At 58.6% G+C, this 23,071-nt stretch carries 22 protein-coding genes; 10 read left to right on the top strand and 12 right to left on the bottom strand.

The genetic code is table 11. The annotated features are described in order from the left end of the window. The first annotated feature begins 7 nt into the window (after nucleotides 1-7). Nucleotides 8-1,087, top strand: a complete 1,080-nt coding sequence (locus H4Q31_RS09540) for a Ger(x)C family spore germination protein (protein WP_185178844.1) — start codon at nucleotides 8-10, stop codon at nucleotides 1,085-1,087. A gap of 60 nt (nucleotides 1,088-1,147) precedes the next feature. Here H4Q31_RS09540 and H4Q31_RS09535 read toward each other — a convergent pair whose 3' ends face one another. Beyond that, the gene (locus tag H4Q31_RS09535) at nucleotides 1,148-2,344 is read right to left on the bottom strand and encodes a GerMN domain-containing protein (RefSeq protein WP_185178843.1); all 1,197 of its coding nucleotides are present in this window, start codon (nucleotides 2,342-2,344) and stop codon (nucleotides 1,148-1,150) included. 151 nt (nucleotides 2,345-2,495) lie between these two features. Between H4Q31_RS09535 and H4Q31_RS09530 the strand changes: the two genes are divergently transcribed. Beyond that, nucleotides 2,496-3,056 (top strand): phosphatidylglycerophosphatase A family protein, encoded by a 561-nt coding sequence (locus tag H4Q31_RS09530; RefSeq protein ID WP_245347144.1) that lies wholly within the window; start codon nucleotides 2,496-2,498, stop codon nucleotides 3,054-3,056. A 71-nt stretch (nucleotides 3,057-3,127) separates the two neighbouring features. Here the strand turns inward: H4Q31_RS09530 and H4Q31_RS09525 are convergent, their stop codons facing one another. Both H4Q31_RS09525 and H4Q31_RS09520 read right to left on the bottom strand, forming a co-directional pair. Beyond that, the gene (locus H4Q31_RS09525) at nucleotides 3,128-4,105 is read right to left on the bottom strand and encodes a bile acid:sodium symporter family protein (RefSeq protein ID WP_185178841.1); all 978 of its coding nucleotides are present in this window, start codon (nucleotides 4,103-4,105) and stop codon (nucleotides 3,128-3,130) included. An 89-nt stretch (nucleotides 4,106-4,194) separates the two neighbouring features. Beyond that, nucleotides 4,195-5,226, bottom strand: coding sequence for an MBL fold metallo-hydrolase (locus tag H4Q31_RS09520; protein ID WP_185178840.1), 1,032 nt, complete (start codon nucleotides 5,224-5,226; stop codon nucleotides 4,195-4,197). A gap of 215 nt (nucleotides 5,227-5,441) precedes the next feature. Here H4Q31_RS09520 and H4Q31_RS09515 point away from each other — a divergent pair, with 215 nt between their 5' ends. Genes H4Q31_RS09515 through H4Q31_RS09490 form a run of 6 tightly spaced genes read left to right on the top strand, consistent with a single transcriptional unit; the run spans nucleotide 5,442 to nucleotide 12,342 of the window. Further along, on the top strand, nucleotides 5,442-6,812 hold the full coding sequence (locus H4Q31_RS09515; RefSeq protein ID WP_185178839.1) for a YheC/YheD family endospore coat-associated protein: 1,371 nt from the start codon (nucleotides 5,442-5,444) through the stop codon (nucleotides 6,810-6,812). After that, entirely contained in the window at nucleotides 6,787-7,980 is a 1,194-nt protein-coding gene (locus H4Q31_RS09510; RefSeq protein WP_185178838.1) for a YheC/YheD family endospore coat-associated protein, read from the top strand. The genes H4Q31_RS09515 and H4Q31_RS09510 overlap by 26 nt, the downstream gene beginning before the upstream one ends. Beyond that, nucleotides 7,977-9,356 carry a YheC/YheD family protein gene (locus tag H4Q31_RS09505; protein ID WP_185178837.1) on the top strand — a complete coding sequence of 460 codons (1,380 nt, stop codon included), beginning with the start codon at nucleotides 7,977-7,979 and terminating at the stop codon, nucleotides 9,354-9,356. Before H4Q31_RS09510 ends, H4Q31_RS09505 begins: the two co-directional genes overlap by 4 nt. Beyond that, the gene (locus tag H4Q31_RS09500) at nucleotides 9,356-10,528 is read left to right on the top strand and encodes a YheC/YheD family endospore coat-associated protein (RefSeq protein WP_245347163.1); all 1,173 of its coding nucleotides are present in this window, start codon (nucleotides 9,356-9,358) and stop codon (nucleotides 10,526-10,528) included. The genes H4Q31_RS09505 and H4Q31_RS09500 overlap by 1 nt, the downstream gene beginning before the upstream one ends. After that, nucleotides 10,525-11,067 (top strand): GNAT family protein, encoded by a 543-nt coding sequence (locus tag H4Q31_RS09495; protein ID WP_185178836.1) that lies wholly within the window; start codon nucleotides 10,525-10,527, stop codon nucleotides 11,065-11,067. Before H4Q31_RS09500 ends, H4Q31_RS09495 begins: the two co-directional genes overlap by 4 nt. Before the next feature lie 6 nt (nucleotides 11,068-11,073). Continuing rightward, a complete protein-coding gene (locus H4Q31_RS09490) occupies nucleotides 11,074-12,342 on the top strand; it encodes a YheC/YheD family endospore coat-associated protein (RefSeq protein WP_185178835.1) in 1,269 nt (422 codons plus the stop codon). A gap of 457 nt (nucleotides 12,343-12,799) precedes the next feature. Here H4Q31_RS09490 and H4Q31_RS09485 read toward each other — a convergent pair whose 3' ends face one another. Beyond that, nucleotides 12,800-13,477: an HAD family hydrolase gene (locus H4Q31_RS09485; protein ID WP_185178834.1), complete on the bottom strand. Its 678-nt coding sequence runs from the start codon at nucleotides 13,475-13,477 to the stop codon at nucleotides 12,800-12,802. A gap of 178 nt (nucleotides 13,478-13,655) precedes the next feature. On the opposite strand from H4Q31_RS09485, the gene H4Q31_RS09480 reads away from it, so the two are divergent. Further along, a complete protein-coding gene (locus tag H4Q31_RS09480; RefSeq protein WP_185178833.1) occupies nucleotides 13,656-14,078 on the top strand; it encodes a hypothetical protein in 423 nt (140 codons plus the stop codon). Beyond that, a complete protein-coding gene (locus tag H4Q31_RS09475; RefSeq protein WP_185178832.1) occupies nucleotides 14,075-15,154 on the top strand; it encodes a phosphodiester glycosidase family protein in 1,080 nt (359 codons plus the stop codon). Before H4Q31_RS09480 ends, H4Q31_RS09475 begins: the two co-directional genes overlap by 4 nt. 97 nt (nucleotides 15,155-15,251) lie before the next feature. On the opposite strand, the gene H4Q31_RS09470 is transcribed toward H4Q31_RS09475, so the two are convergent. The 8 genes from H4Q31_RS09470 to H4Q31_RS09435 form a co-directional block, all read right to left on the bottom strand. Then, nucleotides 15,252-15,821: a manganese catalase family protein gene (locus H4Q31_RS09470; protein ID WP_185178831.1), complete on the bottom strand. Its 570-nt coding sequence runs from the start codon at nucleotides 15,819-15,821 to the stop codon at nucleotides 15,252-15,254. Nucleotides 15,822-15,833: 12 nt separating this feature from the next. Next, nucleotides 15,834-16,169, bottom strand: coding sequence for a spore coat protein CotJB (locus H4Q31_RS09465; RefSeq protein WP_185178830.1), 336 nt, complete (start codon nucleotides 16,167-16,169; stop codon nucleotides 15,834-15,836). A 6-nt stretch (nucleotides 16,170-16,175) separates the two neighbouring features. Continuing rightward, nucleotides 16,176-16,403 carry a spore coat associated protein CotJA gene (locus H4Q31_RS09460; RefSeq protein WP_245347145.1) on the bottom strand — a complete coding sequence of 76 codons (228 nt, stop codon included), beginning with the start codon at nucleotides 16,401-16,403 and terminating at the stop codon, nucleotides 16,176-16,178. A gap of 265 nt (nucleotides 16,404-16,668) precedes the next feature. After that, nucleotides 16,669-18,033, bottom strand: a complete 1,365-nt coding sequence (locus H4Q31_RS09455; RefSeq protein ID WP_245347146.1) for a hemolysin family protein — start codon at nucleotides 18,031-18,033, stop codon at nucleotides 16,669-16,671. Between the two features lie 96 nt (nucleotides 18,034-18,129). Next, nucleotides 18,130-19,284: a radical SAM/CxCxxxxC motif protein YfkAB gene (gene yfkAB / locus H4Q31_RS09450; RefSeq protein WP_185178827.1), complete on the bottom strand. Its 1,155-nt coding sequence runs from the start codon at nucleotides 19,282-19,284 to the stop codon at nucleotides 18,130-18,132. A gap of 186 nt (nucleotides 19,285-19,470) precedes the next feature. Beyond that, nucleotides 19,471-20,571 (bottom strand): HD-GYP domain-containing protein, encoded by a 1,101-nt coding sequence (locus H4Q31_RS09445; protein ID WP_185178826.1) that lies wholly within the window; start codon nucleotides 20,569-20,571, stop codon nucleotides 19,471-19,473. Between the two features lie 170 nt (nucleotides 20,572-20,741). Then, entirely contained in the window at nucleotides 20,742-21,587 is an 846-nt protein-coding gene (locus tag H4Q31_RS09440; RefSeq protein WP_185178825.1) for an undecaprenyl-diphosphate phosphatase, read from the bottom strand. Nucleotides 21,588-21,615: 28 nt separating this feature from the next. Further along, complete coding sequence (locus H4Q31_RS09435) at nucleotides 21,616-23,055, bottom strand: bifunctional metallophosphatase/5'-nucleotidase (protein ID WP_185178824.1); 1,440 nt, start codon at nucleotides 23,053-23,055, stop codon at nucleotides 21,616-21,618. Nucleotides 23,056-23,071 lie beyond the last annotated feature (16 nt).

Genomic DNA, 23,071 nt, shown 5'->3' with positions numbered 1-23,071 from the left:
GTTCGGCTTGTTCAAGGCGTTCGTTGTGCTGCTGATCTGCTCGCTCCTCGCAGGCTGCGGAATGAAGGATATCGACAAGCGGTTCTACGTCGTTACGACGGGAGTCGACTGGACCGGCAACCCGGAGAAGCCGTTCCGGGTATCTCTTAGGCTCGCCATCACGTCTAACAAAGTCGAGAGCGGATCGTCCCGAACACAAATCCAAACCGTCGAGGCGCCTTCCATCGCCGAGGCCGTGCGCCACTTGAAGGCATTCGTCGACAAAGAGCTGGATTTCGGCCACTGCCGCGTCTTTATCTTGGGCAAGGATCTGGTGGCGAACGGCAATCCGGATGCCATGAGCTGGTTCGCGAGACGCCGAGATATACAGAAGGTAGCCTTCGTCGGCGTCGGGGAGCCGGACGCCTTGTCGGTGCTCAAGGTCACCCCGGAATCCGAACGCTTCCCCGGCAACGCGCTGTTCTTGACGTTCGGCAACGAGGGCACCGAGTCTTCTTATACGGTGACGACTTATCTATTCGATCTGACTAGAAGGCATTTCGAAGAAGGAATGGATCCGGTGCTCCCCGTGATCCGAAGCCTGGACAAGACCTACCAGATTGACCGCGTTCTGTTGATGGACAAAGCAAGAATGCGCCTCATCCTGAATCCGGACGAGACGCAATTATATAATATGACGGCGAACGAGGCGGGCAAGTCCGAGGTGAAGATGCCGTATCGGGATGGCCGGATCGTGCTGACCGTGAATCAAATACGGACCCATACGGACATCGCCATAGGGGAAGTGCCGCTAGTGACGCTGAAGGTCTATATGTCCGGCATTCTGGAAGAGAGTCCTCCGGAAGCGCTGGAGAACGATTGGAACGGCATCGAACGCCAGCTGGGCAAGCGATTCTCCTCCGAGGTCGAGGATTTGCTCTACAAGATCCGCGACGCCGGGGTCGATCCATATGGCTTTGGGCTGCATTATCTGGCAACCACATTCGGGAACAAGCAGGATTTCGCTCATTGGAAGTCCGTGTATCCCGAAGTTCGCTTCAAAGTCGTGACTCATGTGAAAATCACTGGCCCGGGCGTCGTTCGCTAATGCGGCATGGCAGCCTAGGCGTCATTCGTCGGCGGAACAACGCGGACTAGGCGCCATTGGTCAGCGTGACAAGGCGTTAATGTACGTCGGGCGGTCGACCGGCTCGTCATAGGAACGGTTATCCGTATCCGTGAATTCGGCGGTGCCGTTAAATGTTATGCTCGCTTTGGGATCGCCCGAGGCTTCCGTCAGCGTCAGTACGAGAGCCTGCATCGTCTCGCTCGGAATCTCCATCTCCGGTTCCCAGCCCGGATCCAGCAGAGAAGCGACCACGGTGTCTTCCTTCGTCGTGATATTCTCCACCGTAACGCCTTCGGTCAGCACCGGCTGCAGCTTCTTCTCGTCAAGCGGACCCTTGATCAATTCCTGCAATGCGGCTTGGTTGCGGTCCGGCTGCCGATTGACCAGACGGGTAACGGGAACGAAGTAGCCTTCTCCCTGCTCGGATCGCGCCGAGAAGTACAGGGTGACTGCCATCGATTGGCTCACGGTAAGTCCGCTTGCCTGCTCCAGATTGATGCCCATATTGCGTGACAGCGTCTCCGGCAGCGGCAGTCCGGAAGCCGGCAGTTCGCGAAGCGCTTGTCCGTCAACGGTGATCTTCACATTCTCTACCCCTGGAAGCTCCGTCATCGTCCAGACGAGCGCTTCAATCATTTTCCGTTCTTGATTGGCCGGGACGGACGGGAATGGCGAGGCGAAGTCGATCGTGACCGTTCCATCTTCGGATTGAATCGACGTCACCTTCGTCGTCTCCGGCAGAAGCGGCGAGAATCCCGGCGGCAACTGGTCTGCCGATTCGGAATTGCTGGTCATCCAGGTTACTGCCGTCTCCTCGGGAGTACGATCGGCACTGTCCTCTGAACCGACCCGAAGCGTCATCGGAGCGATATATCCGTTGCGGTCTTGCAAGTAGACGGTCAATTCATCCTTATCCGACGAGTCCTGCTGCGTATCGGCGTCCGGCTGGGTTTGCGCTTGGACTGCTTGATCCGACTGGAGTTCGGTAGAGGCTGCATCATCCAGGTTCTGGGTCGAGGCGGACGCTGCGCCATCTGGGTTCTGGGCTGAAGTCGAGTGGAGCATCGACTCCGTCTCCTGCAGCATAGCCTGCTCGTACTCGGCCGGCGGAGGGTCGATCGGTTCGGCAGCGGTATTGGCGGTAGGTCCGGATTGCGCGCAGCCCGCGGCAAGCGGCAGCAACAGCAGAGCCGGGAATAGCTTGCGAACGAATTTGCGTCCGGCGGTTGGCTTCATGCTCATTCCTCCTGAATAGGATAATATCGCCGTCATTTTTACGGCGCTCTGGATTGTAGTAATATGTATACGAGCCCTGAGGGGAATGTATGAACGGTTTGTCCCGCCTTGCGGCGGACAACCGCAATTCGAACCGAAAGAGGTGTCTTCGTTGTCCGAATCGAACGCATATCGGCTGAACAGCAAGGAAGTAGCTAGAGCTACAGAGGAATGGATGACGAGAAGAGGCGTATCCAAAGGCCAGATCGGCCAATTGGTCATGCTGCTGCAGAAAGATTATTTCCCTGAGTTGACGCTCGATGAATGCATCGCCAACGTGGAAGCGGTGCTGTCTAAACGCGAAGTGCAAAATGCCGTCCTGACTGGCATTCAATTGGATATGCTGGCGGAAGAACGCAAGCTGCTGCCGCCGCTGCAGAACATGATCGAGAATGACGAAGGGCTGTACGGCTGCGACGAGGTGCTGGCGCTCAGCATCGTGAACGTGTACGGGAGCATCGGGTTCACCAACTTCGGCTTCATCGACAAGTTCAAACCCGGCGTGCTCAAGAAGCTGAATGAGAAGAACGGCAAGGACGTGCACACGTTCCTTGACGACATCGTCGGCGCCATTGCCGCAGCCGCATCCAGCCGTATCGCGCACCGCAAGCAGGCGGAGCGCGAGGAGAAGGAAGAGGCGGTGCTGCCAGGCGACGGATCTGGCGAGGAGTGATGCAGAAGGAACCTCCAAATCCACAACCGAGTGGATCGGAGGTTCTTTTATTCTAGTGAAGCGCTATCGCTCTATGCCGCGGCGGAGGCGCCGCTTCGCTTCCGCTCGCTTCGGCCTACTCGATAGCCGAAGGCGGCCGCCAGCAGCTGCTGGAACAGCATGCCGCTGATGACGGGCAGCGACACCGCCGGCGGGAAATACTGCACGGCGATGACCGCCCCGGCGCTCAGGTTGCGCATGCCCGAATTGAATTGTACCGCCACGGCATCCTGGTGGTTCCAGCGGAACAGCGCGGGCACGCCCCATCCGACGAGATAACCGAGAATGACCGTCCCGAACGTCACGACGACCAGCAGCGCCATCCGCGCGTCCGCATGCCGCAGGTCGTGGGCGATCGTGGAGCCGTTGATCGCGACGACGACGAACAGTCCCACCTTCACCAGCGGCGCGAGCGGCGGTCCCCACTTCCGGTTCACTTCCCCGCGAGTGCCTTGATTCAAGAGCATGCCGATGACAGAAGGAATGACAACCATCCAGAGCAGTCCCTTCATCATCTCCCGGGCTTGAATATCGACGGTCGAACCCATTAGCACATACAGGCTGGCCGGCACGACGAGCGGAGACAGCAGCGTATCGACCAGAATCAAGGCGAGCGTCAGCGCCAGATTGCCGCCGTAGATCGTCACCCAGACGACGCTGACGACGCCGGTCGGTATGACGAACAGCAGCACGTAGCCGGTCACCAGATACGGATCGTCCGGGAAGAACAGCCGTCCAGCCGTCCACCCAACCACCGGCATCAGCACATGGAGAATGACCATTAGCCAGACCAGCTTCTCCGGCCGGCGAAGCACGCGCAGCATATCGAGGAAGCTGATCTTCAAGCTGCCGATGAAGGTCATCACCGCGAACACCCAAGGCACCAAGCCTTCGAGAGAGGCCAGGCGCGAACCGCAGATCGCGCCGACGATGATCGCGGTCGGCGTCAGCAGCGGCATGACACGTTCAAGCGGTCCGTTCGCCTTCGCCAGAATGGATAATACGCTCATGCGGCTGCCCCCCTGATCCCTCGTCCATCTATTCGCTTCTATTCTATCAATCTATCATGCCGTTGCGTAACCTCGACATGTCAAGCAGCCTAGCCGCCAACCGCCACAAAATAAATAAGCTCGCGCCCGCCGATAGGCGACGACGGCTGCGCCGCGCGCCTGCTCGCCGTCCCCTCCAGCTCCATTCGCACCAAGTGTGCGATCGTCTCCGCCATCGCGAACCGCATATTGTGGGGATTCCCCTGCACCTTCGTGCCGAACAGCTTCTCGCACATCTGATAAGCTGTCATCGCCCCCGCTTCCGCGAGCAGCTCCTCCATCCTCCGCAGCCTGCGCTCATGGTGCGCCAGAATCTCGCCGATCCGCGTCGCCAAACCGGCGAACGGATCGCGATGCCCCGGGTACGCATACGCCTCGCCGAGAGGCAGCATCGCCCGCAGGCTCGATAGATAGGAGCCGAGCGGATCCGGATCCGACCCGGGCATCCAGCCGATATTCGGCGTAATCTGCGGCAGCACCTGATCGCCGCACAGGATGACCTCCCGCTCCGGATCATAGAAGGAGATATGCCCGAGCGCATGTCCCGAGCCGCCGACCAATAACCACTCGGCGCCGGCCATCGCGAATCTCTCGCCTGGCTCGGGAAGGAACCGGACATCCTTCGGATGCGGCAGCACCTGCGCGAACACTCCGCTCATATGAGCGTTCATGCCGTCCGTCTGTTCGTCCGGCAAGCCGTGCGCTTGGAACGCGGCGAGCAGCTGCGCGGAATACGTCTCGCCTTCGCTCCACAGCCGGACCGCGCAATCCTGCGTTATTTTCGACAGATAGACCGGCGCTCCCGTTCGCTGCTGGAACCATCCGGCCAAGCCGTAGTGATCCGGATGATAATGCGTCACGACGATCTTCCGGCAATCCGCCCAGTCCATGCCGAGCTCGGCGAGCCGTTCCTCCCAGAATGCCTCCGTCTCCTTCGATCGCAAGCCCGGGTCGATAACCGTCCAGCCTCCCTCCGATTCGGGAAGCAAGTAAGCGTTCACCCATCGCAGCGAGAACGGCAAAGGCACCTTCAGTTGAATCCATCCATTGGCATGTTGCGTAACGCTCTCCATCTCTCTCATGGCAATCCCCTTCTGCTAGCTCCCATTCGCTCGTCCAATCGGTCCATATCCGTCCTGATCCGCAATCGGTTTTAGTATAGCGGTTTTCCCCTGATGTGGCCAATCACCGATGGATAGATGTCCTCATATGATGGAGTATTCTCGCATGCCCCCGGGAGAGTAGCCTTATCCGGTCTACATCCAAGAAATTCGACACGGTGGAAGGAGAACAAAGCATGGCGACCCCGAAAATCGACGTCCAGGTCATCAGCTCCGGCATCTTGCCCGAAGACGTCCTCGCGCTGGGGGAATCCGTGATCAAGCAAGCCAAAATCCCGGTCCAGCAGCCGCTGTCGCTGCAGTTCGGATCTGCTCGGCAGACCGTATCGATCGTCTCCGTCTCACGTTACGACGGCATGCGCATCAGTCAGTCGTTGGCTGGAAAATGGGGCCTGCATTCCGGCGCCAGGCTGAGGCTCCAATACCGGTCCGGTTCGCGCACGCTCGCACTCGGCCCTCTGATCGGCGTTCTCGTCAGCCGCGACTATATCGACCAACCCGACAAGCCGTTCGGCAGCATAACGATGTTCTGCCGGGAGCTGACGGATACTTGCCGCAGTCAGGGAGCTTATGTGTATTTCTTCACGCCGTCCGCTATTCACAGCGATCTGAGATCTGTTGAAGGATGGGTATGGGGCGGCGGCAGCTGGTATCGAACGACGCTGCCCGCGCCGGATGTCGTCAACAACCGCCTAACGTCGCGCAAGCTGGAGAACCGCCCGATCGTGCAGCAATTTTTCCGCGAGATCAAGCAGCGATACGGCGCGGTCGTATTCAACGAGAAGTTCCTGGACAAATCGGAAGTGTTCGAAGCGCTCGCCGGCGATACCTCGCTGCAGCGATATTTGCCCGAATCGCATACGCTTCGCAATTACACGATGCTCAAAAGCATGTGCGCCCGTTACCCTGTCGTCTTCCTGAAGCCGGTCAGAGGCTCCTTGGGCAAAGGCATTATTCGGCTGTCGAGACAAGGAACGGAGGGCTGGCTGGCATCGTTCACGACTGTCGGGGGAACCCGGAGGGCGACGTATCCGAATCTACTCAAGTTCTTCTCTGCGATCTCCGGGAAGATGAAGACGGTTCGTTACCTGGTCCAGCAAGGCTTGACGCTAATCGAATCTTCGGGCCGCCCCGTCGACTTCCGGGCGCTTGCCCAGAAGAACGGATCCGGCGCATGGGTCGTGACATCTATCGTCGGGCGGACGGCGGGAAGCCAGCATTATGTCTCGAATCTGGCGCGCGGCGGCACGCTCGCCGGCGTCCGAGATTCGGTCGCAAAGTCTAATCTGCCCCAGATGTTCCGCGGAAGCGCCTACGCCCGACTGAAGCGGGCCGCATTAGATATCGCCAAAGGGGTCGATACCCGAATCCCGGCGCACTTCGGAGAACTTGGCATCGATCTGGCATTGGATACTGGAGGAAGAGTATGGCTTCTGGAGGTTAATTCCAAGCCATCCAAGAACGATAACACCCCATTAAACGAAGGGAAGATCCGCCCCTCGGTGCGGATGATGATACAATATGCCCGTTATCTGTCCGGCTTCTAAACCGCTGGTTGTACCTGTCGTCACGGCTTCGGGAACAAAGTTGATTCGCCGGGCGACCGAATCGCCCGTGCTAGGCATCGTGGTATGCGAGCGTTCCGGCTCGCCGCCCTTCGCTGAAGCTTCGTTCATTCGCCGCCTCATTCGAGACGGCGCTAAGCTGGGGCTTGATGTCTTCGCCTTCTCCCCGTCCACATGGGACGAAGCGCAGGACAGCGTTCTCGCCTGGACCTGGCGCGGCGGCTGGATTCGGGAGGCGCGGCCGGCCCCTTCGCTCGCCTACGATCGCGCATGGCCCAGAGACGGAGCCGCCTACGAACGGCACCGGACGTCTATGAACCGCATGAGAGCGTCCGGACGCTTGAGGCTGCTAAACAGCAAGCTGCCCGGCAAAGCCGCTGTGCTCCGAGCCTTGCTGCGCGCTCCGGAGCTGCGCCGATGGCTGCCGCCAACCGCGCTCTACCGCGGAGAAGCCTCGCTAACGGCATGGCTTGATCGCTGCGGAGGAGCCGCATTCTTGAAGCCTTCTAGCGGCTCGCAAGGCCGAAGGGTTATCGTCCTATCCCGGGACAGCGGGATGTCCGGCATCGTGACTGTCCGCGGCAGAACGAGCTCCAACCGTTCTTATCGATTAATCGGACAGCCCGAATCGGAAGCGATCGCCCGCATCCATCGATGGATCGGGAATCGCACTTATCTGATGCAGCCGGCGCTTGAATTGCAGGGGCTAGACGGCGAGCCGTTCGACTTGCGCATCTTGATGCAGCGGGACGGCGAAGGCCGATGGGCGAGAACGGGACTCGCGGCTCGCCGCGGCCGATCCGGGGCCGTCACGACCAATCTTCACGGCGGCGGCGAAGCTCGCAACGCGCAGCAATATTTGACGGACCTGTTCGGCGAACGAGAAGCCGATTCCCTTCTGGCAGAGCTTCAGGACGCCGCTGATGCTGTCCTGATTCGGATCGAAGAGTCGTTCGGCCCATTCGCGGAGCTCGGTCTTGACTTCGGGATCGACCGCACGGGCCAGTGTTGGTTCTTGGAGGCAAATTCCAAACCCGGGCGCGCCTCGATGGCGTGCGCCGGCGAAGCCGCGGCTGCGGAAGCCGCCGAGCGGCCGCTTGCTTATGCCCGTCATATCCTGCTTCGATCACCTTGGGAGGGTATTTCATGAGTTTGACCTTATGTAACGTCCACTTCACCCAGCGGCCGGAGAGAGTCGTCTGGTTATCCAGCCCGCTTGCGAAGCTTCTGAAGCTGAACGGACGTAAATCGATCAACGTCAAGCTCGGCCGGGATACCGTGCCGGCGTCGGTTCGCACGATCAACCGCAAAGGCCACCATGTGTACCTATCGTCCGGGCTGCGCCGTTCGGTCCGCATCCCCAATTCCGGCAACGTCTATCTCTTGGGGGACAGCGACACAGAAATAAAGCTCGGACCGTTAATCGGCATTTTGACAGACAGCTCCTACCGCTCTTCGGAGGCTCCATTCGGCCCCCGGACGACCTTTATCAAGCAGCTGCTGACCCTAGGCCGGAAGAAAGCCTACTTCTTCGCCTTCACGCCTCGGGACATCAACTGGCAGCAAGAGACGGTGCACGGCTGGTTCCTTGACGGCAGCGGCGGCTGGACGCGCAAAGTGGTTCCGCTGCCGGATGTCGTCTACAATCGGCTGCCAAGCCGCAGGGCCGAGACAGGATCGGAGATCGTCACGTTGCGCGAGCGATTCGTTCGGAAGAAGATCCCCTTCTTCAACTGGAGCTTCTTCAACAAGTCGGATGTGTATAATCTGCTGAGCAACGAACCCGAAGCGCTCAGCCATCTTCCGGAATCGATTAACAATCCGTCGCCGGCCAAGATCAAAGAAATGCTGGAGAAGCACCATTTCCTGTATTTCAAGCCGACAGGCGGCAGTCTCGGCAACGGCATCTACAGGCTCACCTATCATCCGCGCAGAGGCTATTACGCCAGATATCGGCGGAACGGCTCCAACGTGCTGCTGCGGTTCAATCAGTTCTCCAGCCTGGTCCGAATGCTGCGTGCGCGCCACGGCAGCACTCTCTCTCGCTACGTCGTGCAGCAGGGCATCCGGCTGGTGGAGATTGACAATTGCCCGATCGACTTCCGCTTCCACATGCATAAGGACGGCAGCAACAACTGGGTCGTCGCCGGCATCGGCGCTAAGAAAGCCGGACGCGGAAGCGTGACGACGCATATCAAGAACGGCGGGTCGCTGATGACGCCCGAGCAGGCGCTCAGCCGAACATTCGGCGACAAGGCGCAGGAGATACTCGGGAACGCGAAGCAGGTCGCCGTCCGGCTGTCGGAGGCGATCGAGCGCAATTACACGCATACGTTAGGAGAACTGGGGCTGGACATCGGCATCGACCGGGATGCCAACATTTGGATGTTCGAGGCCAACGCGAAGCCCGGGCGGTCGATCTTCAAGCATCCCGCCCTTAAGGCGCAAGGACGCGCTTCGATGGAGTACATTCTTGACCATTGCCTGTACTTGAGCAAATTCCGCAGGAAGGAAGAAACGTCATGATGCCGGGTATGAGTCTCATGGAACCGCAGATCCGAATCGAAGATGCTCCCGACAACAAGCCCGTTCTGGCGATCCTGACGATTGACGACGATATTCAAATCTTCCGAGGCAATCGCCTCAACTTCGCGGATCTGATCTCGACCGGAGAGAAGCTCGGATTCCTCTCTTACGTCGTGACCGTTAAGCACTTGAACCTGAACCGCCGGCATGTGGTCGGGTACACGTATCAGGCGAAGAGCGACAGCTGGGTCAAAGCCTACTTCCCTCGGCCGCATGTCATCTACAACCGGATTCCGCTCCGCGAGGACGAACGGCTCCCTCGGGTGCGAAGCAAACTCAAGGCGATCGCCAAGCGGCCGGACACTCTGCTGTTTAATCGCCGCTTCTTCAACAAATGGTCGCTGTTTCAATGGCTGAAGCAGTCGAAGGCAACGCGCGGCTTCGTTCCGGAGACCCGGAAGCTGACCGCACAGCCCGTTCTGACCAGCCTATTGAAGCGGCACTCGCTCCTGTATTTGAAGCCAATAAGGGGCAAAGCCGGCGTCGGCATCATGTCGGTTAAGGTGCAGCCGGAACGTAATTTGCCTTACAAGCTTCAGATTCAGGAGGAGAAAGGAAGCCGGACATATCGATGCTCCACCCTGCATCGGCTGTGGGAGCGCGTCGACAAGCAATCGAAGGCGATCGGGGAACCGTATATCGCTCAGCAAGGCATCGCCCTCGCGTCGCATAACGACCGTCCCTTCGACCTGCGCGCGCTGGTCCAGAAGAACGGCGCGGGCCGTTGGGAGCTGACCGGCATCGGCGCGAGAGTCGCCGGCAGCAAGAGCATCACCACGCATGTGCCGAGAGGCGGCTATATCGAGGATCCCGAGAAGGTGCTCATCTCGGTCTTCGGCCAGGACAAAGCGCGGCGCGTCATGATGAAGGTGAAGTCCACGACACTGCTGCTCGCGCGCCAGATCGAGCGATCGTCCAAAGGGCGGTTGGGCGAGATGTCGATGGATCTTGGCATAGACGAATCCGGCGAGATTTGGTTCTTCGAGGCCAATTCGAAGCCGATGAAGTTCGACGAACCGCATATCCGCCAGAAGTCGCTGGAGCAAATCTATCATTACAGCCAGTACTTGTACCAAACGTCCCTTCAAACCAAAGGGGGCTCTGCCCAATGAATGTCGAATTGTTGACAGCGGAGGAGTGGGAACGCAAGCGGCTCCCGCTGCTCCGATTCGTCCGCACGCATGGAGACCGGGGAATCGGCTCTGCCGCCTGGCTTCGGCTTGTGCGGCTGCAAGCGGCTGAACTGAACCTGCCCGGAACGGCGATTGCCGTCATGTTCACGGCAGGCGGCCAGCCGGCTGGCGTCGCATTCGCGGCAGGCTGCGGGGAAGAGGCGTGTCTTGCCGTCGTCCATCCCGCGCTGCGGGGACGCGGCATCTGCCGCAGCCTGCTGGCGCGGCTGGGCATGGAGTGGGGGCGGCTGAGCTGCCGCGTCCCCCTCGGCCAGACCGCGAGCCTCGCCGCGTGCTTCGCGGCCGGCTTCGTCGCCGTCGGCCTCGAGAGCTTGCCGGCAGGCAAGCCGGCGCTGCGCCTTGAATTCGGGCAGAGCCTCAGCAGCGTTAGGAGCGCCGGCAGCGTTAGCGGCGTCAGCGGCGTCAGCGGCGTCAAGGCTGAAGCAGCCGCAGGTTCGGCGGCTGCCGCTCGGGGGTGAGTCCGTTTGGCACAGCCTGAGCTTGGCATTCTCACTCTCTATCTGAACGACAACAAAGTGCTCGAAGAGAAAAGCGTCTATGAGAAGATGATCGCCGCCGGCGCCCGGATGGGGCTCAGCATATTCGTCTTCACGCCGGCCGACGTCGATGATAACGGACGCGTCAACGCGCTTTTCTACCGGACGAAATCCCGTGCCTGGTATCGCAGGAAAGTGCGGCTGCCCCAAATGATCTACGACCGCTGCCGCATCCAGCGTAGCAAGCGGTTCGAGCAACTGCTCGAATTCCGCAAGAAGTACGCGCACTTGTTGTTCCTGAACCGGCCGCTTCGGAACAAGTGGACGATCTACCGCACGCTGGGCAAAGTCTCTTCCTTCCGCGCGCATCTCCCCGCCACTCGCTTATATAGCGGTCCGGAGGACGTTCAATCGATGCTGTCGCGGTACTCGCTGCTCTATCTGAAGCCGATCAACGGAACGGGGGGCCGCGGCATTCTCCGCATCGAGAAGCTGAAGAACGGCACGCTGCTGCTGCAGGGACGCAATCATTCGCGTCGGATCGTCCAACCGAAGCGTATCTATCGAGAGCATCTGTCCGGCGAGCTGCGGTCTTGGGACATGAGAGGAGATCGCTACATCGTGCAGCAGGGGCTTCATATTCGGCTGCCGAACGGACGCGTGCACGATTATCGGCTGCTCGTTCAGAAGAACGGCCTCGGCGAATGGGAAGTGACCGGATGCGCGGGACGCGTCGGGCCGCCGCGGAGCATCACGTCCAATCTGCACGGCGGCGGAACAGCGGCTCCGATGAACTCGCTGCTGCGGCAATGGGTCGGCAGCGAGAGCAAGATCGCGCAGATTCGCCAGACGGCCGAGAGGCTCGGCATTGCGGTCGCGAAGCATCTGGAGGCGAACATCGGCGCATTGTGCGAGCTCGCGCTGGATTTGGCGATCGACCGAAGCGGCCGCGTCTGGCTGCTCGAGGTGAACCCGAAGCCCGCCCGCGAGGTGTTCATCCGCGCGGGGGAGCGGGACGTGTACCGGAAGGCGCTGACGAGGCCGCTCGAGTATGCTATGTGGCTGTACCGCGCGAAGCGAAGCGGACGAAGCGGGCTGGCCGACCAACGCACCCAAGGCGCGCAAGGGACGCAGGGGACGCAAGGGGTTCAGCGGACGCAAGGGACACAGGGGCAGGGGGCGGAGTCGGGGCGTTCCGGCATGCTGCTGCCTCCCGCTCTGCTGCAGGAGCACCGGGGTACGCCGTTGCCGGACTAATGGGGGCGGCCGCGCGTGCAGCCGAATCTCTATTCTCGAAAGCTATAGCCTCTAACGGCTGCCCGTGCCGTTATTCCGCGGATTTTTGCTCCTTTCGAATTCTAACGGAAGCGAGGGACGCTAATTGCCTCGTCTCGGTAGAATGCGGGCCATAACCGCCTTGCTAACGGCCGTAAGTTCCGTTAGAACATTTTACGCACCGCTTTGGCGCAAATAGCGGCTATGGTGACCGTAAGGAACGCAAGCGGCAGTATTCGAACAAATGGGTTGCCCTTGAGGGCAACCCATTTGTTCGCTTGCAGGTATAGCGGCAGCGCTCGCCGATCCTAACCCGGCTTCGCCGGCTTACAGCTCGTTCACGCGCCTTCCGTCGCTCCCTATCCCGGCTTCGCCGGCTTGCTAGCGTATCCATCCCGGCGACCTCGCGCTTCTGCGCCGCTGTCGCTGATCTGCTCGCTCACGCGCGCTGCGCGATCAGCTGCTCCAGATCTGCGAAGCTTCCGATGAGCGCGTCCGCGCCGTCAAGCTCGCCTTCGCGGCGGAAGCCCGCGTAATCGCAGCCGACGACGAAGAGGCCGTTCTGCTTGCCCGCCTCCACGTCAGATGAACGGTCGCCGACCATCCAAGCCGACCGGACCCCATGCTTCTCCAGTAGAATGCGTACCAGCTCCGCCTTCGTCTGCGTGGCGTATTCGCCAGCGCTGTAGAAGCCCTCGAACAGATCCGCGATGCCTCTAAGCCTCGGCACTTCCTTCACATATTGCTCGAGGCCATTGCTCGCCACGAACAACCGAATGCCCCGCTCCCGCAGCTTGCGCAGCGTCTCGGGAACGCCTGGGTACAATTCGCCGATCCCCTTCTCCAGCTCCTCAATCTCATAGCGCAGCAATAGCTCATTAGCTCTCTCGTGCGCTTCCGGGGAACCGTCCGGCATGACCCGCTGCCAGATATGCTCGAGCAGCATGCCGAGCGAGCCCAGCAGCCGTTCCACCGGCGGCTCCTCCGACGTATATAACCCTTCCTCGCGCAGCGTCTCAAATACTCTGCGGTGTACCGTCTCCAGCAATGTCTCGGTGCGGAAGAGCGTTCCGTCCAAGTCAAATAGTACCGCTTCCGGCAATCCAGCGTTCGTCATGTCCAGCTCCTTGGGGATGATGAAGTACTTTTTCCCATCATAACGAATTCCTGTTTGGACAAGCAACCTTTACCGACAAATAACGTCAATTATTGCGGTGATTCTATCAAAGCTTATGCTACAATAGGGTCTCAACAATGACTAGCAGCAAGGAATTAGAGGTGAAGCAGTTACTATTATGAGTACGAACATGCCAGTGATCGCCAGCACCGAAGAGCGGCGAACGCGCCCCCGAACCAGACCGTCCATCCTCCCGTACATCGCGCTGTGGGTCGTGCTCATCGGAGCCGGCATCGCAGGAGCCATATGGTACACCGATCACGTGAAGCAGCAATTGTCCGCCGATCTCAGCGCCCAGACTGCCCGCCAGATCGAAGCCGTGCAAGCCGACTATACGAAGCAATTGCAAGAGATGCGCGCCAGCTACGAGAGCGAGATGGCGGAGCTCGAGTCCAAAGTCCAGTCACTCAACGAATTGCTGACGTTCAACAAGGATAACGCATCCGATAAGACCGACAGCAGCAACAAGCTGTATACCCAAATCAGCGAGCTCAAGCAGCAACTGGATCAATTAAAGAAAAATCTGGACGTGTTGAAATGACCTTGTCACCTATCCAACGGTTGAACCGGACCGTCCTGCTCGCCTGCGCTCCGTTCATCGGATTGATGATATGGTTATCAATTACGAACTTCAGCATTACGTTGGTTGACAGCGGAGCAAGCCAGGCGTCTCTTCCGGACGCGCCTCGTCTCTCCCAATATTCGAGCGGCACATCGAACGGCCTGAACGATGCGGCGGTCATCGCCGGGCAGATCTCGCAATCGATCAAGCAAGTGTCCGAGCTGTATGTCAAGACGAACGAGTCGATGGACGCGATCATGAAGACTGCTGCCGCGCAAGTGAACCGTCCCGCACAGATCTATGACACTCGCATCACAAGCAAGCTCGGCAAGCAGATCGATTCGGTGCAGTCAAGCAATCTGCGAGCTCAGCTGTTCGCCATACAGGCTCAGCGCTTCAGCGGCTATGCGCTCAAGGTTCAGTTGAAGAGCGCCGAAGGGATGAAGCTCGCCCTCGGCAAGGACAAGTTCGGCGGATCGGAGACGACGCTCGAGGCTGTGCGCCGAACCGGAGCGATCGCAGGCGTCAACGCCGGCGGCTTCGCCGATGCGCGGGGCAAGCGGTATCCGCTCAGCACGACGGTCGTGAACGGCAAATACGTGAACGGCTTCGAAGCGTCCTATAACGACCTGTTCTTCGTCGGCTTGAACGATCAGTTGAAGCTGATCGGCGGCCGGTTCTCCAGCCAAGCCCAATTGGACAAGCTGAACCCGACGTTCGGCGCTTCATTCGTGCCCATGCTCCGCAAGAACGGCGTCAATCTAGCGATTCCATCCAAGTGGCAGACAAGCCCGAATCGCGCGCCGCGTACCGTTATCGCGAGCTACAAGGACAATCAAATCTTGTTCCTAGTCATCGATGGCCGGGACGAGAACGGCAGCTCCGGCGCGACGCTGGAGGAGATACAGCTGCTGCTCGCCCGCTACGGCACAGTTGACGGCTATAACCTCGACGGCGGCGGTTCCAGCACCTTGATTTTCAAAGATCGGATCGTGAATCATCCTTCCGACGGACAGCTGCGGCCGCTCGCGACGAACTTCTTATTCTTTAAGTAATGGCTATCCTATCTACTTCAACAGCAAAGGCTGCCTAAGACCGGCATCACCGGTTCGGGCAGCCTTCTCTATTCCCCGTTAAGCACCAGCCTCCCTGTCAGAAAATCTTCTTCTGCTCCCGGTCCGCCTTCAGAATCTCCACCGCTTCCCGGAAGCGCTGCGAGTGAACGACCTCGCGCTCCCTGAGGAACTTCAGCGCGTCTTGGATATCGACATCATCCGTATAGTCGATCAGCCACTGATACGTCGCCCGCGCTTTCTCCTCCGCCGCGATGTCTTCATACAAGTCGGCAATCGGATCTCCCTTGGCTTGAATGTAAGTCGCCGTCCACGGATTGCCCGAAGCGTCTTGATAGAACAGCGCTTTGTCATGGTTGACGAAATGCGGGCCCAATCCGGCAGCTTCAAGCTGCTCAGGCGTCGCATCCTTCGTCAGCTTATAGACCATCGTCGCAATCATCTCGAGGTGCGCGAATTCTTCCGTGCCAATGTCATTAAGCAAGCCGACGACTCGGTCCGGGATCGTATAACGCTGGTTCAAATACCGAAGAGCTGCGGACAGCTCGCCATCTGCTCCTCCATATTGCTCGATCAGGTACCGCGCCATCCGAGGATCGCATTTGCTGACTCTGACGGGATACTGCAGCTTTTTCTCATAAATCCACATTCGCGCCCCTCCTCATACTTGCCATGGCCACGGCGACTGCGACCATTGCCAGGGAAATCGGCTGAAGCTATGGCCGAACTGCAGCAACGGACCGTACTTGATCTCGAACGCATGAGCCATCTGCATGCGCTGCTGGGTCAGCTGATTGAACTGCTGAAGGGCTTGCATGTCGTACGGATGGGTATCCAGATAGAGCGTCAGCTCCACCAGCGCGAAGTCCACCTTCTGAAGCTGCTCCAGCTCGGCGACGTACTTGGCATCTCCTGGTACGGACGTCCCATGACGATCCGCTTCCTGCTGAACCTCCTCGTTCCCTTGGCCCTCTTGGCCCTCTTGGCGTTCCGCCATCCCGGCTCACCCCCCTTTGACGTCGGCGCTGCGGCGCGACGGATACGGACTGTAGAGCGCCGGCCACAGCGTCCCTCTGTATAGCGCTTCGTCAAGCGAGAATTGCGGCATATTCATCGGTTGGAAGCCCAAGAACAGTTGGGGCGGCACGACATACGCTTTCTCCAGAATCGGCGGACAGGGATCCCACGGACTCACGTACGGCTTCCACACTCTCCATTGGTCGTCGTACAAGGTCTTACCTCCTTCTTGGCACCGAAGTGAGCATTCTCTCCTAATTGTATGTGGGGGAAGTAGGCGAATGACTTGAGGCCAAGCCAAAAATTGACTTTGCTGTATTCGAACGGCCATTTCAAGACAGGCTTAGCTATACTAAAAAAAGCTCACCCTAGGGGACTAATGCCCTAAGGTGAGCTCTGCGTATGGCGCATGGCGTTAAGCACCGCCGTTTGAATCCCGTTATCCGGCGGACAATGGCGGCGATCACGCGCTTCGCGGGTCAATCATTCGTTGCGTTCGTTGGCGCCGATCCGGATGGCGCGTCCGCCGATTTGTCTAATCCTCCCGCTTCCGTCTTATTCGTATTCTTGTTGCGATAAATGTGCACTCGCAGCACTCGCAGCCGTTCGGTCTGCGCGATCTCGAAGACATAGCCTTGGTGGAGCCATTTGCGCCCCTTCTCGATGTTGCCTTCTAGATTGCGGAACAGCCAGCCGCCGATCGAATCGACCTCTTCGTCGTCAATATCGAGGCCGAACATGTCATTGATGTCTTCGATCAGCATCCGCCCTTCGACGGAAGTGATCTCTCCTTTGGTCACGACGCTCGGCAGCTCGTCGTCGAATTCATCGTGAATCTCGCCGACGATCTCCTCGAGAATCGTCTCCGCCGTCAGCATCCCCGCCGTGCCGCCGTATTCGTCAATGACGATCGCCAGCTGCGACTTGCGCTTCTGCATAAGCTTCAGTACTTTGCTGATCTCCATCGATTCCGGCACGCTTAAGATCGGGCGCAGGAATTCGCGAAGATCATGCTCCTCGTCCGGATCGGCAGTAAGCAGATCGGTGATGTGCACGAACCCGATGATCTGATCCTTGTCCTCTACCGCGACCGGATATCTCGTGTGCCTCGTCTCGTACACCATCTTCATATTCTCGCGGAACGGCGCGTTCGTGAACATGCAATCCATGTCCGTACGCGGAAGCATCACTTCCCGAGCGACGCGGTCCGAGAATTCGAACACGTTGTCGAACAGCGTCATCTCTTCCTTGTCGATAATGCCGCTCTTCGCGCTCTCGTTCATCAGAATTCGAATTTCCTCTTCCGTATGCGCCGCATCGTGCTCGCTTGCCGGCCTGACGCCGATCGTTCGCAGCAGCAGGTTGGCGGAGCCGTTCAGAAGCCAGATCGCCGGGAGGAAGACGCGGTAGAACATCAAGAGAGGCCAAGACAACCAGAGGGACACGCCTTCCGACCGCTGAATCGCAAGCGACTTAGGCGCGAGCTCGCCCAGCACGATATGCATGAACGTAATGACGATAAAGGCGATGATCGCCGATATCGTATGCACAACGGTCTCGTCCGTCACGTCGAATCGGTACAGCAGCGGCTCTACGATCAAGTCGGCGATCGCCGGCTCGCCTGTCCAGCCAAGGCCCAGCGATGCGAGCGTAATGCCGAGCTGCGTGGCCGACAGGTAGACATCCAGCTTGCGGTTCACCTTCAGCGCATATTTGGCCCTGGCGTTGCCTTCATTGACAAGCTGGGTGAGCCGGCTCTGGCGCACTTTGACCAAAGCGAACTCGGCTGCGACGAAGAATCCGTTTAAGAAGACCAGAATAAGTACAACGACTAAATTCCACAAGATTGAGCCCCATAACAAGTCTGTATGCAATGTAGTGCAGGCACCCCTTCATATCGTGAATATCCGCGGCGCGGCATCGAATGGCTGTCCTTAACCTTAAATCAAGGCTTGCCGCCGGGTGAAATCCACGTCTTTGAAATACATGTCGGACACGAGCAGATTGGGGCCGCAGCAGCTTGCGGACGGGCAGTGGCAATTCACTCGGCCCTGCATTGGGTGAGCCTGCCACTTGGCGAAGACGTCGTCCAGCTTCTCCTTCTTCACATTGCCGAACGGCGGAATGGAAGCGAAGTCCGTCACGTACACATCGCCGCTGAACAAGTTGACGTTCACGCGGTTGCGGCCATCCGGGTCGTTGCGGACGGTGACGTTCCGCTCGTTCAACAGCCGAAGGAACAGCTCCCGCTCCTTCGGATCTTCTCCGCAGGCGAAGAACGGCAGCGTGCCGAACAGCATCCAGACGCTTGGGTCGCGATGGTCGAGCAGGTCTTCGATCGCTTCCCTCATCTGATTCCGCGACAGCACCGGCAGCTCCGAAGCGAATGAGCTCGGATACATCGGATGCACTTCATGGCGCTTGCAGCCCATCTCTACGATAAGCCTATGTATTTCGCTAATCTTGTTATACGTGCGGAAGTTGATCATGGACTCAGCCGATACGAACAAACCTTCCGAAGAGAGCCTGCGCGTATTGTCCATCATGCGTTCGTACAGCCGTTCGGCTGCCGCTCTGCCGACAGGCCGGGCTGTATGAGCGAAGCCGACCGTATGGAAGTCGTTCGCTTCCGTATAATTGAAGGAGATATGCATGACGTCCAGATAAGGAGCGATACGCTCATAGCGGCTGTAATCCAGCGTCACATTCGAATTAAGCTGGGACCGAATTCCTCTGGAGCGAGCGTACTTCAGCAGCGGCAGCATGATGCGGTCGATCGTCTCTTCGCGGAACGTCGGCTCTCCTCCGGTTAAGCTGATGGTCTCGAGATGCTCGACTTCGTCCAGTTTGCGAAGGATGAGATCAATCGGCAAGTGAGGCGCTTCGGTCATGGACAAGCTGTCGCCGACGGCGCAATGCTCGCAGCGCATATTGCATAGGTTGGTTACGGTAAATTCCACGCTTGTCAGCGTATGCCGTCCGAATTGCTTCAAGGAGCGAATCGGATCCCAAGGGTCGTATTCGGGCGATAATGGCCTCAAATGGGTTGGCGGGGCGAAACGGTAAGACTCCGCTTGAGCGGTAAGGCCGTGCATGGCAAGTACTCCTGTCGTAAACTTCATTAATAAGGATAATTGTACTTGCCCGATTATCGGAATGCAAACAAAAGCCCCCGATTGGCCTTATGCGGGAGCTTGTTCGCTCAGCCTTCCGGCCTTCCAGCCAGCCATCTAGCAGGTTGTTCGGCCTATACCGATCATCCGATCGAATCGAATGGCGGCTTATCGCTCGGAAGGCCCGATCTCTACTTTGGCGATCATGACCGACAATTGCTTGGAGAGATCGATGTCGTATGGCGCAGCCAAGTCCTCCCCCGCCTCGTTCGTGATGACCCGAACGATCGGCCGATGCATGCTGGCGGCGTTGATGTCGACAACGACAGCCGACTCCCCTGTAGTTAGTCTTACCGTGATCCCGACCGGATAGATGGCAACCTTGTCCCGGAACACCTTCAACATCGCCGTATCGTACAGGGTATCGCTCCCCGCGTACAGCGTCTCCACCGCTTGGTGAGGCAGCATCGCTTCGCGGTATACCCGGTGTCCTGTCATCGCGTCATACGAATCGACAATGCCGATCCACTTGGCATACTCGTGGATCTCATCGCCCTTCAAGGCGCGCGGATACCCCGATCCGTTAAGCCTCTCGTGGTGCTGGAACGCGCAGTGGGCGGTGAGGAGCGGAATATTCGGTTCATCCTTGAGCATCAGGTAGCCGAACTCCGCGTGCCGCTTCATCTCTTCGTACTCTTCCGCGGTTAACGCTCCGGGCTTGTTCAACAGCTGCTGCGAGATCTTCATCTTGCCGACGTCGTGAAGAAGCGCGCCGAGTCCGAGCGTATTCAATTGATCATTGCTGTAGCCGTGCCCCATTCCGAGCAGCAGCGTGTAGACGCAGACATTCAGCGAGTGCATGTACAAATAATGGTCCAAGGTGTTCAAGTTAAGCAGCATAATGATCGCATCGCGGTTGCGCTGAAGGTCGTCCATCACGAGGTGCATGACTTGGCGAAGGGATCGGCCCACATACGGATAGGCGCCGGTATGCCGCTTGCCCGGCTGATCGACCAATTCGCGAAATACGGTGCGAAGGGTGGAGAGTGACTGCTTCTGCGTCTCTTCCGACAGAATCTCCGGGATTTGAATACCTTCCGTGCGCGGATCGTTGATGTGCAAATACCCGATGCCTTTATCCTGCAGCCTCTGGATCATCGAATCCGTCAATTCATAGCCTTCCGCCAACAGCACGATGCCTTCTTCCGAGTAGATCTTCTTGCCCAATCTCATCCCCGGGCGGCACATAGAAATGGGCATCATGCGCATTCTTCACAGGTCCCCCTCTCCTACATGTAGAAGTTATATGAGTAAATGAGAATACTCTAATATTAAATTTAAGAGATTTGGAAGATAAGGGCAAGCAAATCTGCAAAAAATCCGACAAAATTCGCCAGCATTTTCATAAAAAAGAGACGGTGTCACCGTCTCCTTGCTTGCTATCTCATTATGAAAAGATAGAACAGAATCGCCAGGGCAAAGCGATACCAGGCGAAATATTTAAGCTTTACCTTCTGCATCACTCGCAGGAAGCCGACAATGACGATCCAGGCTACGGCGAACGATACGAGGAAGCCGGTGACGAAGAAGCCGATATCCTCCGAACGGAAGTTGCCCAGATTGTCGAGCAGTTCATAGCCCGTCGCCACCGTCATGACCGGAATGGCGATGAAGAACGAGAAGTCAGCGGCTGCTCGATAGCTGAGGCCTGACAGCATCCCCGCAGCGATGGTCGATCCGGAACGAGAGAAGCCCGGCCACAGCGACAGGCATTGCAGCAATCCGATCACCAACGCCTGCTTGTAAGAGATATCGTCCATCGTCTCAGCCGTCCGCTTGATTTGCCCCTTGTCATAGAGCGCCTCCGATACCCACATGTAGATGCCGCCGACGATCAGAGAGAGCAGCACCGGATACTGCGAGAAGCCCAGCTCCTTGATCGGGTGTCGCAAGATAAAGGCCAGCCCGAGCGCCGGGACGATAGCGATCGCGACATGAAGGAGATTTAACCGCGGCCGCGCAGACAGCTTGTCCACACTTAGGCCTTTGACGCTCTCCATATGGCCGATGCCGAATACCTGCAAGATCTTCTGCCGATAGACCAGCGCAATCGCCAGAATCGCCGCGAATTGAATGATAACCTCGAACGTCTTGAGAATGTCGGGCGCTTCCCCATAGCCTAGCAGCTTGTTCGTCAGAATCATGTGTCCCGACGAGGATACCGGAAGGAACTCGGTCAGCCCTTCCACGATTCCTAGAATAACGCTGTCCAACCAATGCAGCATGGCGCTTCACTCCTCTGCTCGTCAATCGTCAGGCAGTATGCCCTGCCGCATATCTGCGCGGGCGGCTGCAATCGGCAATGGCCTCTTGGTCGTTCAGCGCTTCCGCCAGTACATCCCGGATGAACTCCGGCAGCAGATACCGGACGACCGTCCCTTCCTTCAGGCCCAAGTAGCCGATGCCGAATGTGAACATATCCAGCGTCCCGACCGTATACTCCCGTTCGTCATCCAACGGCGCGCCGCCTACGGACGCCTCGATCACTTTCTCGTACGGAGGGCGGGAGTCGTCAACCGTCCATTCCAATCCGTCCGTGCACAGCGTACCGAGCCAGCGGCCGCGGAATCCGTACCCTTGAAATTCAAGGCCGATAAATTCCGGCAGCAAGCTCTCTTCCAATGAACGGCGCAGGAATTTCCCCTTCAGCCTTATCAGGCATGGATTGATCGGAGAAGGACAGATGGCATGGATGTCTCTTCTCGTAGCCGTACCGGCCGGCAATCCCGAGAGCAGCTGCCCGGCGTTCGTCAAGCCGATCTCCGCACCGGTCGCCCTGCGGATCGCGGACGCCAGAAGCGTGCCAAGCGGCGATTCGCGGTCCGTCTCGGAGGCGAGCGAATGCGTCAGCCTCGCAATCGGAATGTCCATAGCGGCAAGCGCTTCTTGGCGGCATTCTTCGAGCAGCGCTTCCGTCTTCGCGTCAGGCTGTATATCTGCGGTAGGAACGCAGCAGCCTTCAACCGCCAGCGAGCCATCCGGCTGCTTCTCGATCCGGACCACGCCGAGGTGCCGTCCGAACTTGCCCGCCGCGCAAACGACGGTAGAGCCGATCCGAAGCGGAGTCTCCAGCAAGTGGTGCGTATGAGCGCCTAGGATGACGTCGATGCCCTCGATCGCCGACGCCAGACGTTCATCCTGTCTCAGGCCGAGATGCGAGAGAAGAATAACGACGTCTGCCTCTTCACGCAGCTTGCGCACCCATCGCTTCGCCGTCTGCAGCGGGTCTTCCACCTGCCAGCCAAGCAGCTCGTAGAATTCCCGGAACGGCGCCGTCAATCCGAGAAGAGCTATTCTTAAGCCCGCCTTCTCGATCACTGCAGCCGGAGACAGCCAGCCCGGCCGGGATCCGTCAGAGGCGACTGTCAGATTGGCGCACAGGACCGGAAATGGCACACGGGCGAATAACTCGTCAAGCTCGGGGCGCGTATAGGAGAGCCCTTCATTATTGCCCATTGCAACGGCGTCGTACGCCAGCTCCGCCAGCAGCCTGATATTCGCCTTCCCCTGCGTGCCCTCCGTCTCTAAACGGACGCGATCCAGGAAGTCGCCGCAGTCGACGAGGAGCAAGTCCCGCTCGGGGACATCCTGCCGAAGCTTGCGGACACATCCGGCGATTCGCGCCGCCTCTTCCAAATGGCTGTGTATGTCATTCGTATGCAGCAACGTCAGCTTCCCGGTGCTTTCCTCCATCTTGACCTCCTGCGAA

It is taken from the genome of Cohnella lubricantis (assembly GCF_014212015.1).
GTDB lineage: Bacteria > Bacillota > Bacilli > Paenibacillales > Paenibacillaceae > Cohnella > Cohnella lubricantis.
The sequence above is the reverse complement of the archived record's forward strand: the minus strand, read 5'-3'. Positions and strand labels throughout refer to the sequence as shown.

Bases quoted from the DNA above. Each gene is read 5' to 3' on its own strand.
- H4Q31_RS09535 (WP_185178843.1), bottom strand. From the start codon at position 2,344: ATGAAGCCAACCGCCGGACGCAAATTCGTTCGCAAGCTATTCCCGGCT.
- H4Q31_RS09525 (WP_185178841.1), bottom strand. From the start codon at position 4,105: ATGAGCGTATTATCCATTCTGGCGAAGGCGAACGGACCGCTTGAACGT.
- H4Q31_RS09520 (WP_185178840.1), bottom strand. From the start codon at position 5,226: ATGAGAGAGATGGAGAGCGTTACGCAACATGCCAATGGATGGATTCAA.
- H4Q31_RS09515 (WP_185178839.1), top strand. From the start codon at position 5,442: ATGGCGACCCCGAAAATCGACGTCCAGGTCATCAGCTCCGGCATCTTG.
- H4Q31_RS09510 (WP_185178838.1), top strand. From the start codon at position 6,787: ATGCCCGTTATCTGTCCGGCTTCTAAACCGCTGGTTGTACCTGTCGTC.
- H4Q31_RS09505 (WP_185178837.1), top strand. From the start codon at position 7,977: ATGAGTTTGACCTTATGTAACGTCCACTTCACCCAGCGGCCGGAGAGA.
- H4Q31_RS09500 (WP_245347163.1), top strand. From the start codon at position 9,356: ATGCCGGGTATGAGTCTCATGGAACCGCAGATCCGAATCGAAGATGCT.
- H4Q31_RS09495 (WP_185178836.1), top strand. From the start codon at position 10,525: ATGAATGTCGAATTGTTGACAGCGGAGGAGTGGGAACGCAAGCGGCTC.
- H4Q31_RS09485 (WP_185178834.1), bottom strand. From the start codon at position 13,477: ATGACGAACGCTGGATTGCCGGAAGCGGTACTATTTGACTTGGACGGA.
- H4Q31_RS09480 (WP_185178833.1), top strand. From the start codon at position 13,656: ATGAGTACGAACATGCCAGTGATCGCCAGCACCGAAGAGCGGCGAACG.
- H4Q31_RS09475 (WP_185178832.1), top strand. From the start codon at position 14,075: ATGACCTTGTCACCTATCCAACGGTTGAACCGGACCGTCCTGCTCGCC.
- H4Q31_RS09470 (WP_185178831.1), bottom strand. From the start codon at position 15,821: ATGTGGATTTATGAGAAAAAGCTGCAGTATCCCGTCAGAGTCAGCAAA.
- H4Q31_RS09465 (WP_185178830.1), bottom strand. From the start codon at position 16,169: ATGGCGGAACGCCAAGAGGGCCAAGAGGGCCAAGGGAACGAGGAGGTT.
- yfkAB (WP_185178827.1), bottom strand. From the start codon at position 19,284: ATGCACGGCCTTACCGCTCAAGCGGAGTCTTACCGTTTCGCCCCGCCA.
- H4Q31_RS09445 (WP_185178826.1), bottom strand. From the start codon at position 20,571: ATGCGCATGATGCCCATTTCTATGTGCCGCCCGGGGATGAGATTGGGC.
- H4Q31_RS09440 (WP_185178825.1), bottom strand. From the start codon at position 21,587: ATGCTGCATTGGTTGGACAGCGTTATTCTAGGAATCGTGGAAGGGCTG.
- H4Q31_RS09435 (WP_185178824.1), bottom strand. From the start codon at position 23,055: ATGGAGGAAAGCACCGGGAAGCTGACGTTGCTGCATACGAATGACATA.